The 16,335-nt window shown below is 59.5% G+C and carries 12 protein-coding genes; 6 read left to right on the top strand and 6 right to left on the bottom strand.

What is annotated here, in order from left to right; translation table 11 throughout:
- Positions 1-12: 12 nt before the first annotated feature.
- From HDF14_RS05915 to HDF14_RS05900, 4 genes are all read left to right on the top strand, one after another.
- Entirely contained in the window at positions 13-909 is an 897-nt protein-coding gene (locus tag HDF14_RS05915) for a DUF5996 family protein (RefSeq protein ID WP_183974475.1), read from the top strand.
- 44 nt (positions 910-953) lie between these two features.
- Positions 954-3,473: a phosphoribosylformylglycinamidine synthase subunit PurL gene (purL, locus tag HDF14_RS05910; protein WP_183974473.1), complete on the top strand. Its 2,520-nt coding sequence runs from the start codon at positions 954-956 to the stop codon at positions 3,471-3,473.
- Complete coding sequence (purF, locus tag HDF14_RS05905; RefSeq protein WP_183974471.1) at positions 3,470-4,954, top strand: amidophosphoribosyltransferase; 1,485 nt, start codon at positions 3,470-3,472, stop codon at positions 4,952-4,954. The genes purL and purF overlap by 4 nt, the downstream gene beginning before the upstream one ends.
- Positions 4,955-5,079: 125 nt before the next feature.
- Positions 5,080-5,505 (top strand): MerC domain-containing protein, encoded by a 426-nt coding sequence (locus HDF14_RS05900; protein ID WP_260698046.1) that lies wholly within the window; start codon positions 5,080-5,082, stop codon positions 5,503-5,505.
- 15 nt (positions 5,506-5,520) lie between these two features.
- Here HDF14_RS05900 and HDF14_RS05895 read toward each other — a convergent pair whose 3' ends face one another.
- The 5 genes from HDF14_RS05895 to purD all read right to left on the bottom strand — a co-directional run bounded on the left by HDF14_RS05895 (position 5,521) and on the right by purD (position 10,362).
- Positions 5,521-6,381, bottom strand: coding sequence for a sugar phosphate isomerase/epimerase family protein (locus HDF14_RS05895; RefSeq protein WP_183974469.1), 861 nt, complete (start codon positions 6,379-6,381; stop codon positions 5,521-5,523).
- Positions 6,382-6,418: 37 nt separating this feature from the next.
- Positions 6,419-7,408, bottom strand: a complete 990-nt coding sequence (locus HDF14_RS05890; protein ID WP_221304564.1) for a VOC family protein — start codon at positions 7,406-7,408, stop codon at positions 6,419-6,421.
- Positions 7,405-7,899, bottom strand: a complete 495-nt coding sequence (locus HDF14_RS05885) for a DinB family protein (RefSeq protein ID WP_183974467.1) — start codon at positions 7,897-7,899, stop codon at positions 7,405-7,407. The genes HDF14_RS05890 and HDF14_RS05885 overlap by 4 nt, the downstream gene beginning before the upstream one ends.
- Positions 7,900-8,032: 133 nt before the next feature.
- Entirely contained in the window at positions 8,033-8,983 is a 951-nt protein-coding gene (locus HDF14_RS05880) for an aldo/keto reductase (protein WP_183974465.1), read from the bottom strand.
- An 89-nt stretch (positions 8,984-9,072) separates the two neighbouring features.
- Positions 9,073-10,362: a phosphoribosylamine--glycine ligase gene (purD, locus tag HDF14_RS05875; RefSeq protein WP_183974463.1), complete on the bottom strand. Its 1,290-nt coding sequence runs from the start codon at positions 10,360-10,362 to the stop codon at positions 9,073-9,075.
- 122 nt (positions 10,363-10,484) lie between these two features.
- Here purD and HDF14_RS05870 point away from each other — a divergent pair, with 122 nt between their 5' ends.
- Positions 10,485-11,087, top strand: coding sequence for a hypothetical protein (locus HDF14_RS05870; RefSeq protein ID WP_183974461.1), 603 nt, complete (start codon positions 10,485-10,487; stop codon positions 11,085-11,087).
- Positions 11,088-11,155: 68 nt separating this feature from the next.
- Here HDF14_RS05870 and HDF14_RS25975 read toward each other — a convergent pair whose 3' ends face one another.
- On the bottom strand, positions 11,156-12,925 hold the full coding sequence (locus HDF14_RS25975; RefSeq protein WP_260698045.1) for a YXWGXW repeat-containing protein: 1,770 nt from the start codon (positions 12,923-12,925) through the stop codon (positions 11,156-11,158).
- Positions 12,926-13,344: 419 nt separating this feature from the next.
- Here HDF14_RS25975 and HDF14_RS05860 point away from each other — a divergent pair, with 419 nt between their 5' ends.
- Positions 13,345-16,239 carry an aconitate hydratase gene (locus HDF14_RS05860; RefSeq protein ID WP_183974459.1) on the top strand — a complete coding sequence of 965 codons (2,895 nt, stop codon included), beginning with the start codon at positions 13,345-13,347 and terminating at the stop codon, positions 16,237-16,239.
- The last annotated feature ends 96 nt before the right edge of the window (positions 16,240-16,335 follow it).

The following is a 16,335-nucleotide window of genomic DNA, read 5'->3' as shown; positions in this document are numbered from 1 at the left end:
GCGGGAGGTGTTATGAGTGGAGCTTCGCAGTGGCCGGAGTTGGCGTGGGGGGACTGGGCGGCGACGGCCGATACGCTGCATATGTGGACGCAGATCGTGGGAAAAACAAGGATGGTGCTGACTCCGCTGCAGAACCACTGGTGGAATGTTCCGCTGTATGTGACAGCGCGGGGGCTGGGGACCTCGGCGATACCGTATGGAGACGAAGTACTGGATATCGAGTTTGATTTTGTGGCGCATGAACTGCATTTGAGGATGGGATCGGGGAAGTCGCAGGTGATGAAGCTCAAGGCGCGGACTGTTGCGGACTTTTACGAGGAGTATCTGGGATGCCTGAAGGAGCTTGGGGTATCGGTGAAGATAAACCCGATGCCGGTGGAGGTAGCGGATCCGGTGCGGTTCGATATCGATACGGAGCATAAGTCGTACGACCCGGAGTATGTGCACCGCTTCTGGCAGGTGCTGGTGCATGCGGATAAGGTGTTTCGTGCGTGGGGGACGGGGTTTCTGGGGAAAGTGAGCCCGGTGCATTTTTTCTGGGGGAGCTTTGACCTGGCGGTGACGCGGTTTTCTGGCCGGTCTGCGCCGCCGCGGCCGGGGGCAGATTCAATTCAGCGAGAGGCTTATTCGCATGAGGTGATCTCGGCTGGGTTCTGGCCGGGGAACGGTGGGTATGGAGCCGCAGCGTTTTATTGCTATTCGGCTCCAGTGCCGGCGGGGCTGTCGGAGGCGACGATTCGGCCTGCTGAGGCGGCTTGGGATAAGGCTTTGGGGGAGTTTGTGTTCAAGTATGACGCGGTGCGGGCGCTGGCGACTCCGGAAAAGGCGCTAATGGAGTTTCTGGAGAGCGCTTATGGGGCGGCAGCGGATGTGGCGAAGTGGGATCGGGCGGCGCTGGAGCGGAGGTAAGGTGCAGCAGGGGGCTTAGCGTGCGACAATCTTAATAGCGAGCCATGCCAAATCTGCAAGCCCAGCAAGCCAAAGTCCCCTCCCCAGCCACCATTACTCCGGAGCTGCTCAAGCAGCACAGTATCACTCCGGAGGAGTACGCGCGCATCGAACAAGCACTCGAACGCACCCCTTCCCTGACTGAGTTAGGGATTTTTTCTGTGATGTGGTCGGAGCACTGCTCTTATAAATCTTCGCGGGTGCATTTGAAGCGGCTGCCTACGACGGGCGAGCGCAAGACCGGGCCGGGGAGCGTGGTGCAGGGGCCGGGGGAGAACGCGGGGATCATCGACGTGGGTGATGGGTGGGCTTGTGCGTTCAAGATTGAGTCGCATAATCATCCGAGCTACATCGAGCCTTATCAGGGCGCGGCTACAGGTGTGGGTGGGATACTGCGGGACATCTTTACGATGAATGCGCGGCCGCTGGCGGTGATGGATTCGCTGCGGTTTGGACCTCTGGATGAGGCTGAGGCGGATGAGTCGCTGCGGAGACGGAATCACCAGATCGCGACGGGTGTGGTGCATGGTGTGGCTGGGTATGGGAACTGTTTCGGCGTTCCGAATGTTGGTGGAGAGACACGGTTCGAGGCTTGTTACTCGGGCAATCCGCTGCTGAATGCGTTTGCGCTGGGGCTGGTACGCAGCGATGAGATTTTTTATGCGAAGGCTACGGGCGTTGGAAATCCTGTGATCTATGTGGGCGCTAAGACGGGTCGCGATGGGATTCATGGGGCCACGATGGCTTCCGAGGAGTTTACGGAGGGGTCGGAGCAGAAGCGGCCTAACGTGCAGATGGGCGATCCGTTTCTGGAGAAGCTGTTGCTGGAGGCTTGCCTGGAAGCGATGGCTACCGGCGCGGTTCTTGGGATTCAGGATATGGGCGCGGCTGGTTTGACGTGCTCGACGTGCGAGATGGGCGCGAGAGGCGATCTTGGATTGACGGTGGAGCTGGATCTGGTGCCGCAGCGCGAGACGAAGATGTCGAGCTACGAGATTATGTTGAGCGAGAGCCAGGAGCGGATGCTACTGGTGGCGGATAAGCCGCGAGCGCAGGAGGTTCTGGATGTGTTCGCGAAGTGGGGACTCGATGCTTCGATCGTCGGAGTGGTGACGGAGAAGCCGAATATGGTGATCACGCAGCATGGGGAGCTGGTGGCGGATATTCCGAATAAGAGTTTGACCGATGATGCTCCGGTGTATCACCGGCCTGTGGGGGTTTGGAAGGCTCCGGTGCCGCTCGATCCTCCGGCGCATGTTCTCGAAGAGTTGAAGAGGCCGCGGGACTTGACGGCTGATTTGAAGCTGCTGCTGGCGAGCTCCAATATCTGCGATAAGCGCTGGGTGTACGAGCAGTATGACTCGATGGTGCAGACAAACACGGTGCAGGGACCGGGTGGCGAAGCGGGTGTGATCCGGATCAAGGGTACGGGGAAGACAGTGGGCGCACCGCATCATCGTGGCTTGCTGGGAAAACTGGCGGATCTGGTGGCTTCGTCGACTCCGCAAGGCGAGGCGACGCTTGCGACCGATAGCCTGGACTCTACGAATCCGGTGGTTTTGCCAGATGATTCTCATGAGTTTACTGAAGCGGAGAAGGGCGATCGCGGACTGGCGATGGCGTTGGCGGGCAACGGGCGATGGACGTATCTCGATCCGAAGTTGGGCGCGATGCATGCCGTGGCTGAGGCGGCGCGAAAGGTTGCGTGTACAGGCGCGATGCCGGTGTCAGCGACGAATTGTTTGAACTTTGGGAATCCAGAGAAGCCGGAGATAATGGCGCAGCTTTCGCAGGCTATCGATGGAATTGCCGAGGCTTGTATTGCGCTTGGAACGCCGGTGACGGGCGGGAATGTTTCGCTCTACAACGAGACCAAAGGCGAAGGAATTTATCCGACGCCAGTGCTTGGGATCGTTGGGATTATCGATGATGTGACGAAGGGTGTACCTTCTGCGTTTCGCAAGGCGGGCGATGTGATTCTGTTCCTCTCGGCGTTTCAGGGGGAGGGTCGGAAGATCGAACGGGAGTTTGGCTCGACCGAGTATGCAAAGACGGTGATGCATGAGCTTTGGGGCGCTCCGCCGTTGTTGAATCTCGCGGAAGAGGCCGCGCTGCATAAGGCGCTGGCAGCGCTTGCGGCGAAGGGTCTGCTGGTCTCGGCGATGGACATCTCGGATGGCGGCGCGGCAGTTGCGTTTGCGAAGGCTTGCTTTCCACGAGAGCTGGGAGTTCGCGTGGCAATGAATGTCTCTGAGAGCGAGCCGTTCGCGTTGAAGGAGCGCTTCTTCAGTGAGATAGGATCTTCGGTGATTGTCTCTGCCGATGCGAGCGGTGTGGAAGCGATTCGCGCCGTGCTTACTGAGCATCCCAAGATGTGGATGGCTCGGCTGGGCGAGGTGACTGCAGGCAACTACGAGTGTTCGATCAATGGAAAGAAAGTGATTGATGAACCAATCGCTTCGCTGAAAGAATCGTGGACGGGCGCTCTGGAAGAGCAGTTGGCCGCAGAGGTGGTGACGGCATGAGCGATCTTCTGGTTGAGGATGAGTTGGTAGTGGAGGACGAGGCGCCATTCGATAAGCTCCGCGAAGAGTGCGGTGTGATGGCGATCTACAACCATCCTGATGCGGCTCGGATGACTTACTGGGGACTCTATTCGCTGCAGCATCGTGGGCAGGAGTCGGCTGGAATTGCCAGCGCGGATGGGCTGCAGGTGAATGACATCAAGGGCATGGGACTTGTGTCGGAGATCTTTACTGACGATGTGTTGGGAAAGCTGCCTGGACATATTGCGATTGGGCATACGCGGTATTCGACTACGGGAGATTCGGCGCTGCTGAATGCGCAGCCGATCTCTGTTGAGAGTACAAAGGGACTGATTGCGATTGCGCATAACGGCAACCTGATCAACCTGGGGACGTCAAGGGAGCGGCTGGAGCGCGATGGTGCGATCTTTCAGACGACGTCGGACTCAGAGATCATTATTCAGTTGATTGCGCACTCGACGAAGAACACTCTGATCGACTGCATGGCAGAGGCGCTGAACCAGGTGGAGGGCGCGTTTTCGATTGTGATGATGACGCGGAATCGCATCTTTGCGGCGCGCGATCCGCATGGATTTCGGCCGCTGGCGATGGGACGGATCGAAGGCAAGGACGGGGCACCGGATACGTTTTGTTTTGCGAGCGAGACGTGCGCGTTCGACCTGCTGCATGCGAAGTATGAGCGAGATGTGAAGCCGGGTGAGTTGGTGATGGTGTCCGAAGATGGCGTGACGAGCCGCTACTTCAACACGACGACCGACCAGGCGAGCTGTGTGTTCGAGCATGTTTATTTTGCGCGGCCGGACTCGAAGATCTTTGGGCGGTGGGTGCAGCAGTCGCGCGAAGAGATGGGGCGGCAGTTGGCGCGGGAGTCGGGTGTGCCGGCGGATTTGATTGTGCCGGTGCCGGACTCGGGTGTGACGGCGGCGATTGGGTATGCGGCGGAGTCGGGGATTCCGTTTAATTTTGGGCTGATTCGAAACCACTATGTGGGACGGACGTTTATTCAGCCGGAGCAGCGAGTGAGAGACTTCGGCGTGAGGATGAAGCTGAACCCGATGCGGAATTTGCTGGAAGGCAAGCGCGTGGTTCTGATCGATGATTCGATCATTCGCGGGACGACCTCGAGGAAGATTGTTAGGATGGTGCGGGCTGCAGGGGCGACGGAGGTGCATCTCCGGATCTCTTGTCCGCCGACGATTTCGCCTTGTTTTTATGGGGTGGATACACCTTCGAAGAAAGATTTAATTGCAGCGAATAAATCTGTCGCGGAGATCTGCGAGTTTGTTGAGGCGGATTCGTTGGCGTACCTGAGCCTTATTGGGCTGACGCACTCGTGTACGAAGGGGGAGCCGGTGGATGGGTTGTCGCCGGGGAGTTTCTGCACGGCTTGCTATACGGGGGACTATCCGACGCAGTGGGTGGATGTGTCGGAGATTCTGCCTGCGGTGACTACAGCTTAGGTATTCTTCTGCTGATGTTGTACCTGTGGGGAGAAGACTAAATTGTGTAAATGATAATAGAATATCAATAGCGAATAAGATTGATGGAAGAGTGTCTTTAATCCTTTCTGGAAAGAACTTTGAAAATGAGTGTCTCGATGCGGGCTTCGGCCTTTTCTGCGGATAGTTTGGGAGTGTGGGCTTCTGCGCTCTGTGTGGTGCATTGTGTGGTGACGCCGGTGCTGATTTCGATGTCGGTGGTGATGGCTCGTTTTATTCCTGGCGAGGAGAGGACGCACCGTGCGCTGGCGGTGGGCGTCGCGGCGCTGGGGGCGATGGCGCTGGTGAACGGATTTCGGACGCATGGGCGTCGGCGCATTCTTGGGCTGATGGCGCTGGGGCTGGGGTTTATCTTTGCGGGTGCGTTCTTCGGGGGGCGGCTGCCGTCGCACGGGTATGAAGTTGCCGTGACGATGACGGGGAGCGTGCTGATGATCTGCGCGCACCGGATGAATCATACGTTCTGCAGAGAGTGCAGACGATGCTCGGACTCTGAGACCGGCGTTTGTTGACCTGAGATGGCCGCTCTAGGCCTTGATGGTTTGGAGGTAGGCGAAGTTTTCTTTGAGACTTTCGAGGATGGGGAGCGCGGTGTCGTCCTGGTCGAGGTAGGCGTAGCGGATGCCCTGCTTATGCGCCTGAGCGAAGATGGCGGGCCAGTTGAGGGTTCCCTTGCCTAGCTCGGTGATGTGCTTGGCTTCAGGGCCCATGATGAAGCCCGTAGGGGCGTTGGCGATGCGGTCTTTGAGGTGGAGGAGACGGACTCGGTTGGCGTAGCGGGTGAGCATGGTGAGCGGATCCTGGCCGGCCTGGGCGAGCCAGTACATGTCGAGCTCGAGTTTTACGTAGGCGGGGTCGGTGTGTTTCATAAGCTCGTCGAAGCCGGTGGTGAGGCCCTGGGGAGCCCATTCGTAGCAGTGGTTGTGAAAGGCGAACTGCATGCCGGCAGCGTGAACGCTTTGGCCCCAGGTGGTGAAGTCGGCGGCGGCTTTGTGGAAGCCTTCGAGATTCCATTGGTCTTTAGGGATCATGGGGCAGACCATGTATTCGAGGCCGAGTTGGTGGGCGTAGTCGATTTTGGTGGGGACGCTGGCGTAGTCGAAGTGCGCCGAGGCGAGGCCGAGGCCGGAGTCGGCGACGATCTTGCGGAGCTCGGCTGCGGGGTGGGTGTAGACGATGGGGAAAAGTTCGATCTGGGTAAAGCCGATCTGCTGGATGGATTGGAGAATGCCGGCGAGATCCTGCGGGGCCTGCTTGCGGACCATGTAGAGCTGGACGCCGTAGACGAATGGGGCGCCGGCGGCGAAGGCGAAGCTGCTGCGGCCAAGGGTGCAGCCGGCGGCGGTGGCGAGGGCAGAGAGACGGAGGAAGTCGCGGCGGGTGGGCATGGTCGATGCTCCTGATTTGTGACTTGCTGCGGAGGTGCTAGCGATTTTCGGTCTCGGTGGGCGGCTTGCCGAGGATAGGGGAGCAGCAGGGGGTGCCAGAGGGCTGGAACTCCATGTATTCGACGCGGGTGAGATCGGGATCGAAGAGGTTGAGCTGGATCTTGCCGTCTTTGCCCATCTGCGTTTTGGCGCAGTTGGGGCCTTCGCACTGGTTGCGGGCGAGAGCTGCGACCACGTCGGGCATGTGGGGAGTGCCGAGAGAGAAGTGGTTGAGGACGCCGAGAGTTTTGGCTGAGGGAGTGGAGCCGCCTTCGAGCATGTACTCGAGCCAGTCTGTGCCGTCGGGAACCTGCTGGCTGATCCAGTCGGTCTCGCCTTCTTTCATGCCGCCGTGCCAGTAGGGGCGAAAGCCGAGGAGGTCGCGGTAGAAGGTGTTTTCGGCAGCCGCGTCTTTGACCATGAAGCCGGAATGGATGATTCTGTGGGAAGGCGCGTTGGGTGAGGCTACGGGGAGACCGGGAACTTTGGTTCCCTCCTGCACGAAGTAGATGAGGTTGCCTTCGGGGTCGTGGACGGCAAAGGCTCCGTGAGCGAGCGGCTGCTCAATGACGACGTTGTGGGCTTTGAGATAACGCTCGAGGGCGGCCGCGTCGCGAGTGGTGAAAGCTACGGCGGCGAGGCGGCTGGTCGGAGCGGGCGTTGGGAGAGCTTCTACTTCGAGCCACTGGAGATCGTTGACGGAGTAGCGGGTGATGCCATTATTTTCGGCGTGGCCGTAGCCGAGGGTTTTGCCGTAGAAGGCTGCGGAGGCCGTGGGATCAGCCGTATACATGCGAACAAAGGCAATGCCGGTGATGGCGGGACGCTGCTGCGCGCGCGAGAAGCTTGAGAGGGATAGAAGAATGCAAACTACGGTCAAGAACGGGACAAAAGGCCTGGCTCTGCGCATGGGAGCAACTTTAGTTGGTGGTCCGACCTTTGTCAAAACCTGCACGGCTAGGGTGGATTGACGAGTTGGATCGATCACACGGCTTCCAGGTTCATGAGGAGGTAGTCCATTCCCCAGTCGGGCTTGATGCCTTGTTGGCGGGCGAGAGTGGCGAGTTGTGCGTAGTGGCGAATGCTGTGCAGGAGGAGGTGAAACAGAATGGTTTTGGGGGTGGAACGGGCTGGGCCCATCACGCGGGTGGAAAACTCGATGGGTTGATCCCAGTCCATATTGGAGCTGAGAAGCTTGTTGATGAGCGAGAAGGCGTGGTCGTGGGTGGCGTAGATTTCTTCGACTGAGTCGTAGGGGATTTTGGTGTAGTCAGTCGCGGGGAGATCGGAGAGACGCTCGGCGAAGCGAAGCTCAACGGCGACGATGTGCTGCAGGAGCTGGGCGACGGATTGAACGTTGTTGACGTCGCAGGGCGCAGCGAGCAGTTCTGGGTGGGTGGCTAATAGGTTGCGCCAGCCGGTGGAGGTTTTTTCGACCCAGGTTATGAGTTCCTGAGCTGTAAGTGTGGGTTGGGTCACGGTCTTCTCCTTCTTTTTTATTTACGAAAGATGCAATAAGAATGTTCGAACGTGACGTGAATGTTGAACTGATCGCGACAGGGCTGCGCATAGGGGCTTGTGTAGTTGTTGCAGCCCTGTCTCGATGTTCGGTTTATGGATGCGCGGCGAGGAATGCGTTGATCTCCGCGTACTCGGCTTCGGTGAGCCGGAAGGTGACTGCGGGGATGACGCCTTCGACCTGATGGGCGTTGCGGCCACCTACGATGGCTGCGGTGATGGCGGGATTATGGATGGTCCAGGCGATAGCTACCACTCCTGCAGTGACGTTGTGACGCGTGCCGATGGTTTTGAGGAAGTCGGCGACGGCGAGGTTGCGGGAGAGCAACGGCTCCTGGTAGTTCTTTGCGTTGCGGCGGAAGTCGTCCTTGGGAAAGGAGGCGACGCGTTCTTTGGTCATGGCTCCCGTGAGGAGGCCGGAGTGCATGGGAGCGTAGTTGATGGTGCCGATGTTGTGCTTGTGGGTGAAAGGGAGGATCTCGGCTTCGACCGCTCTATTGAGCATGGAGTAAGGCGGCTGATTGGAGGTGATGGGAGCGATTTTGAGGGCGCGCTCCATCTGGGCGACACTGAAGTTGGAGACGCCGATCCAGCGAACTTTTCCTTCGCGCTGCAGGTCGGCCATTACGGTCCAGCCTTCTTCAATGTCTTCATCGGGCTTGGGCCAGTGAACCTGATAGAGGTCGATGGAATCGACCTGGAGGCGACGGAGGCTGTCTTCGCACTCGCGACGGATTTGCTTGAGGTTGTTGGTGATCTTCCGTTTGTCGTCCCAGACCATGGAACTTTTGGTGAAGAGGTAGGGTTTTTGCGAAGCGGATTTGACGGCTTTGCCGACGATCTCTTCCGAGTGGCCTAGGCCATAGACGGCGGCGGTGTCGATCCAGTTGATGCCGAGGTCGAGGGCTTTGTGGATTGCAGCGATGGAGTCGTTATCGTCCTGAGGGCCCCAGGAGAACGCCCAGTCACCGCCGCCGATGGCCCATGCGCCGAAGCCAATGGGGGAGAGAAGGAGATCAGAGTTGCCTAGCTGTTTCTTGTCCATGCTCGATTGGACGTGTGTCGAGGTATGGAGGCTTCAACAGGCGGAGGAAAGCTGATGAAACGCAGCAACATTGGCAGATGAAACGTCACCTACCGTATTGGTTGTTGGCGTAGCGCGCGGTGGCCTATGTCTCGGCGGAACTGCATGCCTTCGAAGGAGATCTTTGCGAGTTCGGCGTAGGCCTTGTCGAGGGCGGTTTGGAGGTCAGGGGCGGCGGCGGAGATAGCGAGGACGCGGCCTCCGGCGGTGACGATCTTTCCGTCTTTGAGGGCTGTGCCGGAGTGGAAGATGACTACGTCGTCGCTGGGTTGATCGTTTTGTGTGGGGAGGCCGGAGATGGGTTTGCCCGAGGCGTATTTTCCGGGGTAGCCGCCGCTGGCTGCGATGACGCAGACGCTGGCGCCGGGGCGCATGTTAATGGTGAGTTCGTTCGCGGTGCCGTCGATGGAGGCGTTGAAGAGATCGACTATGTCGGTCTCGAGGCGGAGGAGGATGGCTTCGGTCTCGGGGTCGCCGAAGCGCGTGTTGAACTCGAGGACCATGGGGCCGCGCGGAGACATCATGATGCCGCAGAAGAGAATGCCTTTGAAGGGTTCGCCCTCAGAGCCCATGCCGTCGACTACCTTTTGCGCGACGTTGTGGAGAAGCCAGCTGCGCATGGCCGGGGTGGCGATGCCGTCGGTGGAGTAGGCCCCCATGCCGCCGGTGTTGAGGCCAGTGTCGCCTTCGCCGACGCGCTTGTGGTCTTGCGCGGAGGCGATTTCGATGGCGTGGGTGCCGTCGCAGAGGGCGAAGAAGGAGAGCTCTTCGCCGGTGAGGAACTCTTCGAGGACGACGGCCTCTTCTGTGGTGCCGAGGAGGGAGCCGCTGAACATCTCGGCAGCGGCGGCTTCGGCTTGAAGGTGAGTTTCGCAGATGACGACGCCTTTGCCCGCGGCGAGACCGGAGGCTTTGACGACGATGGGGACGGAGAAGCGGGGGAGCTCTTCGCGGACCTGGTCGAGTGTGGTGCAGATGCCGTACTCGGCGGTGGGGAGGTCGTGGCGCTGCATGAACTCTTTGGCGAAGGCTTTGCTGGATTCGAGCTGGGCTGCAGCCTGGGTGGGTCCGAAGACGCGGTGGCCGCGTTTGGTGAGTTCGTCGACGAGGCCGAGGGAGAGAGGGACCTCGGGGCCGATGACGGTGAGGGCGGGCTGCTCGATGACGACGATGTTGACGAGCTCGTGGAGGTTGGCCGCGTCGCAGGGGATGCAGCGGGCGATGGCCGCGATGCCGCCGTTGCCGGGAGCGCAGAGGACCTCTGTGACTTGAGACGATTTGAGCAGAGCCCATACGATGGCGTGCTCGCGGCCACCACCGCCGATTACCAGAACCTTCATTCAGACCTTCATTCGTTGATGTGCTTTTGGTGATGCGAATTTGGTTCGCAACTTCGAGGCTAGGCATGGTCGCGGATGAAGTCAAACTGGGACGCGATAAGCTGTTGAGCGGGAGACTGAGCATGATTGGTGATGCGGCGCAGTATCAGGAGTTGATGACGCTCTATGCGAGCTATAGCGATGGTGAGTTGGTGGCGCTGGCTCGCGGGATCAGTGACCTGACGGAGATGGCGCAGGAGGCTTTGCGCGCGGAGATTTCAAAGCGCGGGTTGAAGGTTTCGGCAGCGCCGGAGCGCTCGGAGGCGAGAGTGCTGAGTGAGGATGATCTGGCGGATCTGCGGGCCTTTGCCGCGCTGGCACCTGCGGAGTGCGTCTTTGAGTATGAAGACGGACAGGGTGCTTCAGCGGCTTCGCTCGCGCTGCGTGAGGCGGGCATTGATTCGGTGGTTTTACAGCAGGATGGATCGCGGATGGATGTGCGTGGGACTCGGGTTGTGGTGGCTCCTGAGGATGCGGAAGAGGCGGCGATGGTGTTGTCGCAGCCGCTGGCTGAAAGGTTCAGGAGAGAGGTTGAGGAGTCCGTGCCGGAGGAGTTCGCCGTGCCGAAGTGTCCGAAGTGCGGGGGCAATGAGACTTTGCTGGAGGCGGTGGAACCGGCAAACCAGTGGCACTGCGATGATTGTGGACATGACTGGCTGGAGGAAGATCTTTCGCAGGAGCGTTGAGATCATTTCTTCGAAACCAAAAAGGCCCGCATAAAAGCGGGCCTTTTTGTCTCTCTTGTGATGCGAGATTAGTGGTGCCCCGATTCTGAGTGAGGTTGTGATTGAGGTCTTGGCTGCGAGGCCGGCCGTGGCTGGGACTCCGGTCTTGGCTGCGAGGCTGGCCGTGGTTGGGACTCCGGTCTTGGTTGAGAGGCCGGCCGTGGCTGGGACTCCGGTCTTGGTTGAGAGACCTGCCGTGGCTGGGGCTGCGGCGCGGGACGTGATTCGGGTTGCGGTGAAGGACGCGATTGAGGTTGGGGAGCTGGGCGTGGCTGGGGAGGCGGCGACGGACGCTGGACCTCCTGTGGACGCGGCTGGGGTTGCGGACGAGTCTCCGGTGCGGGCCGGTTTTGTGGCTGCTCGGGGCGAACCTGCGGTTGAACTGGTCGCGTCTGAGGTTGCGTCTGAGGCTGAACCGGACGCGTCTGAGGCTGCTGTGGTTGAGTGGGGCGAACCTCGGGTTGGGAGGGTCGCGTTTGCGGCTGGCCTGCACGGTTTTCGGGCTGGCCTGGTCGAGTGGGCTGCACGGCAGGGCGATTGTCCGGATGAACTGTTGGTTGACCTGGACGAGTTTCGGGCTGGCCCGGTCGGGTAGGCTGCACGGCTGGCTGGCCAGGACGATTGATCTCTCCTGGCCGAGTGGGTTGCACGGCTGGTTGGCCGGGACGATTTTCAGGTTGGCCTGGACGAGTGGGTTGAATTGCTGGTTGACCAGGGCGATTGATTTCGCCGGGGCGGGTGGGTTGGACCGCCGGCTGGCCAGGGCGGGCGACGGGCTGAACGGCTGGACGCGCTACGGCGGCGATGGGACGCGGAGAGGCGACCAGAGCAGGACGGCCCTTGTTCACGTTGTAGAACTGCTGGCGATTCTGTGCGGCTTCGCGCTGGTTCTGATACTGCGTGGACATGGGTGGGACACGGGGGCCGCGGTTGGCTGCGATCTCGGCGGGTTGGGGGCGAACGTTGATGCCGCCGCGACCGCCGTTGTAGGAGACACGGTTGATAGTGGTGTTGTTGACCACGACCGTACGGTTATAGACGTTGGTGACCCGTGTAACGTTGATGTTGTTGACCGAGCGGTTGTAGTAGAAATTGTGACCCTGCCAGTAGCCACCGTGGTAGCCGCTGCCGGTGTAGCCGAAACCGTAATTCACGCCGCCGTAGAAGCCGATGTGAGAGCCCCAGAAGCCGCGATGCAAGAGGTAGCGGCCGCCGAAGAAGCCCCAGTAGCCGGGAGTCCAGAGAGCACCGTAGTAGGGCGGCGCGCACCAGGCTCCGGGGACCCAGTAGTAGCCGACGGGAGCGTATCCCCAGTAACCAGGGGTCCAGAGATAATTAGGCGCGGGGGCTTCGGGCTGTTGGTAGACCGGGAGCGGCGGCGGGGGTTCGTTCGCTTCTTCGAGGGCCTGCTGGCCGGCATCTACCTGAGATTCGTCGTAGTTGGTGGGGGCGTTGTAGTCGTAGTTCTGGTCGTAATTCTGGTCAGCGGGCTGCGCGGTTTGGGCGGCGGTGATGGCCTCGTTTTGCGGTGTGGCAGGCTGCTGAGGATACTGCTCGGAGTTTTGCTCTGGAGTGGACTGGGAGCGGATGCCGAGGACTCTTGCCGGAGCGGGCTGCGGAGCTGGCGCGGGCTGCGCGCCGCTGACGGGCGCCATGTTGGCATCGGTTGGGTCGGGGCCGGAGTTGTCGGGGATGGCTGCGGGCTCTACGCCCTTGTGACAGCCCGAGAGTGTCACCGTTGCAAGTGATGCAGTGCCAAGTGCCAGACCTAGAAAAAACTTGGGAAATGATTTGTACATACTGCCAGTCTCCTCGTACCTGCTGCTGGTATAAACACGAACTTCTTGAATGAGATGCACTTTTCTACAAATTGCGGTTTTCGCGGGCGAGAGCGATATCGCCAACGGAAGGGGTTCTGTCGTGGTGTCTGCGAGTTACGGTGATTAGGGAGTGTTTGGGCCGCGCGTGCAATGACCCGTTGGTGGGATGGCCGGCGCTTTACTGCGATGGGCTGAAAAGCAGTAAAATTATGTTGATGGCAGGCTGCCTTCCCAACACGAAGCGCTTTCGCCACGGTCGCCCTGACCGCGGACGCAGCTGCTAGTTCGACCCCTCCCCTGAAAACTTGATAGGCTTCAGCCGTTGCCGTCTGCGGTTCGAAGACGTGACCACGGCCCCAACCATCGCGCTTCCAAGAGCGCGCCTCGGAGAAGATACCATGCCGACTCAATCGCATCCTGATTCGTTTAAGAGCTTGTCTACCCTGTCTGTGGGGAAGACCACGTACGATCTGTTTCGTCTGAAAGCACTGGAGGGGACGGGTGTCGACCTGGAACGACTTCCCTTCTCGCTGAGAATTTTGCTGGAAAATCTGCTGCGGCATGAAGATGGCCGCACGGTGACTGCGGAAGATATTCACTTTCTGGCTTGTTGGGATTCAAATGCAGAGCCTTCGCGCGAGATTGCTTACATGCCAGCGCGAGTGCTGATGCAGGACTTTACGGGCGTGCCGGCGGTGGTTGATCTTGCTGCGATGCGCGATGCGATGAGGGCTCTGGGCGGCGATCCGGAGAAGATTAATCCGCTGCAGCCGGCGGAGTTGGTGATCGATCACTCGGTACAGGTGGATGAGTTTGGAACACAGCGGGCGTATGACCTGAATGCGGCACTGGAGTTTCAGCGGAACCGCGAACGGTATGCGTTTTTGAAGTGGGGGCAGACGGCATTCAATAATTTTTCTGCTGTGCCTCCGGGAATGGGGATCTGTCATCAGGTGAACCTGGAGTATCTGGCGCGAGTGGTGTTTACGACGACGCCGGATGCTCAGGGGAAGGTGTTCGCTTATCCGGATACGCTGGTGGGGACCGACTCGCACACGACGATGGTGAATGGTTTGGGTGTGCTGGGTTGGGGTGTGGGTGGCATTGAGGCCGAGGCCGCGATGCTGGGGCAGCCTGTGAGCATGCTGGTTCCGCAGGTGGTTGGGTTTAAGTTGACGGGCAAGCTGAGGGAAGGCACGACTGCTACTGATCTCGTGTTGACCGTAACCGAGATGCTGCGCAAGCTGGGCGTTGTCGGTAAGTTTGTGGAGTTCTATGGCTCGGGTATCACTGAGCTGCCGCTGGCCGATCGAGCGACGATTGCGAATATGGCTCCGGAGTATGGAGCAACTTGCGGAATCTTTCCGGTAGATGCGGAGACGCTGAGGTATCTGCGGCTGACAGGGCGCAGCGAAGAGCAGATTGCATTGGTGGAAGCTTACTACCGCGAGCAAGGCCTGTTTCATACTACGGATGCGAAGGAAGCTGTTTACTCGGCGACGATTTCGCTGGATCTAGCGACGGTGGAATCGAGTGTTGCGGGGCCGAAGAGACCACAGGACCGGGTTGCGTTGTCCGGCGCGGCGGCGAGTTTCAAGGAACAGTTGCCGACGCTGCTTGGGCCGAATGGAAATAAGCAGGTAATTCGGCAGATGGTGCGCTGGGAGGGTGAGGGCGGGACGGCTTCGGCTTCAGGCGATTTGAGCAGCAGCGTGGGAGCTTCGGCACCGGTCGTAGAAGCGCCAGTGGTGCCGGTGATTACGATCAAGGACGAGAAGGTGCCCCAGCTCGAAGCTCCGCATGTGTCGATTCGCACCAGGTTCGGCGTGGATCCGGAGCAGTATCTCGATCATGGATCGATTGTGATTGCGGCGATTACCTCGTGCACGAATACTTCGAACCCTTACGTGATGATGGCCGCAGGTCTGCTTGCGAAGAAGGCAGTGGAGAAGGGACTGAGTACTCCGCCATGGGTGAAGACTTCGCTGGCGCCGGGTTCGCGTGTGGTGACGGACTACTACGTGAAGGCTGGACTGATGCCTTATCTCGATAAGCTGCGTTTTCAGGTGGTGGGGTATGGATGTACGACGTGCATTGGAAACTCGGGCCCGCTGCCCACGGATGTTTCGAAGACGATTGAAGACCATGGGCTGGTGGCTGTGTCGGTGTTGTCGGGGAACCGGAACTTTGAGGGAAGAATTTCGCCGGAGGTAAGGGCGAACTACCTGATGAGTCCTCCGCTGGTGGTGGCGTATGCACTGGCAGGGCACATTACCCATGATTTCGAGAAGGAAGCGTTGGGGCGCGATCTCGATGGAAAGCCGGTTTTTCTGCGGGATATCTGGCCTACGCAGGAAGAAGTTTCGTCGGCGGTGAACTCGTCGATCGACTCGGAGATGTTCCGGCGACAGTACAGCACGGTTTCGGATGGCGATAACAATTGGAAGAGCCTGAAGTTTCCGGATGGGGAGACGTATGGATGGGAGCGGGATTCGACTTATATTCGCAAGGCTCCGTACTTCGATGGCATGCCGGCTACGCCTGCTCCCGTCGAGGATATTCATGGGGCGCGTGTGCTGGCGGTGCTGGGAGATTCGGTGACGACGGATCATATTTCGCCGGCGGGTTCGATCAAGCAGAATGGACCTGCGGGAAAATATCTGACCGAGCATGGAGTGAAGCCTTCGGACTTCAACAGCTATGGTTCTCGACGCGGCAACCATGAGGTGATGGTGCGCGGGACGTTTGCGAATGTGCGGCTGAGGAACAAGCTTGCTCCAGGGACTGAAGGCGGCGTGACGCGGTTGTTGCCGGATGATGTGCCGATGTCGATCTACGATGCGAGCGTGGAGTATGCGAAACGCAACACGCCGTTGGCGATTCTGGCGGGTAAGGAGTACGGATCGGGGTCTTCGCGCGACTGGGCGGCGAAAGGGCCGCGGCTGCTTGGGATCAAGTTTGTGATCGCTGAAAGCTATGAGCGGATTCATCGGTCGAACCTTGTCGGAATGGGGATTTTGCCGCTGCAGTTTTTGCCGGGACAGAATGTGGAGTCCCTGCGCCTGACGGGTGAGGAAGTGTTTGCAATTGGGGATGCGCCGGGACAGTTGAAGGCGATGCTCGATAGCAAGTTCGCCGATGGCAAGGTGGTGACGGTGTTTGCGGAGTCGGACCTGGGGAAGACGATCGAGTTTTCGGCGACAGTGAGAATTGACACTCCACAGGAGATTCTGTACTACCAGAACGGCGGGATTCTGCAGTACGTGCTGCGGCAGCTGGCCGGGAAGGTGTAAACGAGCGCTTATACTGTTTGCATTCGTCAGCCTTCCAGGTTGCCGATCTCGGAACCCTCGCGGCGCTTCGCCAAAAAGACACCTGCGGGGGTTCTT

Origin of the sequence: Tunturiibacter gelidiferens (genome assembly GCF_014201335.1) — a bacterium.
GTDB classification, from domain to species: Bacteria; Acidobacteriota; Terriglobia; order Terriglobales; family Acidobacteriaceae; genus Edaphobacter; species Edaphobacter lichenicola_E.
This window is presented reverse-complemented; position numbering and strand designations above follow the sequence as displayed.

Excerpts from the sequence above, each read along its gene's own strand:
- HDF14_RS05870 (WP_183974461.1), top strand. The coding sequence starts at position 10,485 with ATGATTGGTGATGCGGCGCAGTATCAGGAGTTGATGACGCTCTATGCG.
- purL (WP_183974473.1), top strand. The coding sequence starts at position 954 with ATGCCAAATCTGCAAGCCCAGCAAGCCAAAGTCCCCTCCCCAGCCACC.
- HDF14_RS05895 (WP_183974469.1), bottom strand. The coding sequence starts at position 6,381 with ATGCCCACCCGCCGCGACTTCCTCCGTCTCTCTGCCCTCGCCACCGCC.
- HDF14_RS05915 (WP_183974475.1), top strand. The coding sequence starts at position 13 with ATGAGTGGAGCTTCGCAGTGGCCGGAGTTGGCGTGGGGGGACTGGGCG.
- HDF14_RS05900 (WP_260698046.1), top strand. The coding sequence starts at position 5,080 with ATGAGTGTCTCGATGCGGGCTTCGGCCTTTTCTGCGGATAGTTTGGGA.
- HDF14_RS05880 (WP_183974465.1), bottom strand. The coding sequence starts at position 8,983 with ATGGACAAGAAACAGCTAGGCAACTCTGATCTCCTTCTCTCCCCCATT.
- purF (WP_183974471.1), top strand. The coding sequence starts at position 3,470 with ATGAGCGATCTTCTGGTTGAGGATGAGTTGGTAGTGGAGGACGAGGCG.
- purD (WP_183974463.1), bottom strand. The coding sequence starts at position 10,362 with ATGAAGGTTCTGGTAATCGGCGGTGGTGGCCGCGAGCACGCCATCGTA.
- HDF14_RS05860 (WP_183974459.1), top strand. The coding sequence starts at position 13,345 with ATGCCGACTCAATCGCATCCTGATTCGTTTAAGAGCTTGTCTACCCTG.
- HDF14_RS25975 (WP_260698045.1), bottom strand. The coding sequence starts at position 12,925 with ATGTACAAATCATTTCCCAAGTTTTTTCTAGGTCTGGCACTTGGCACT.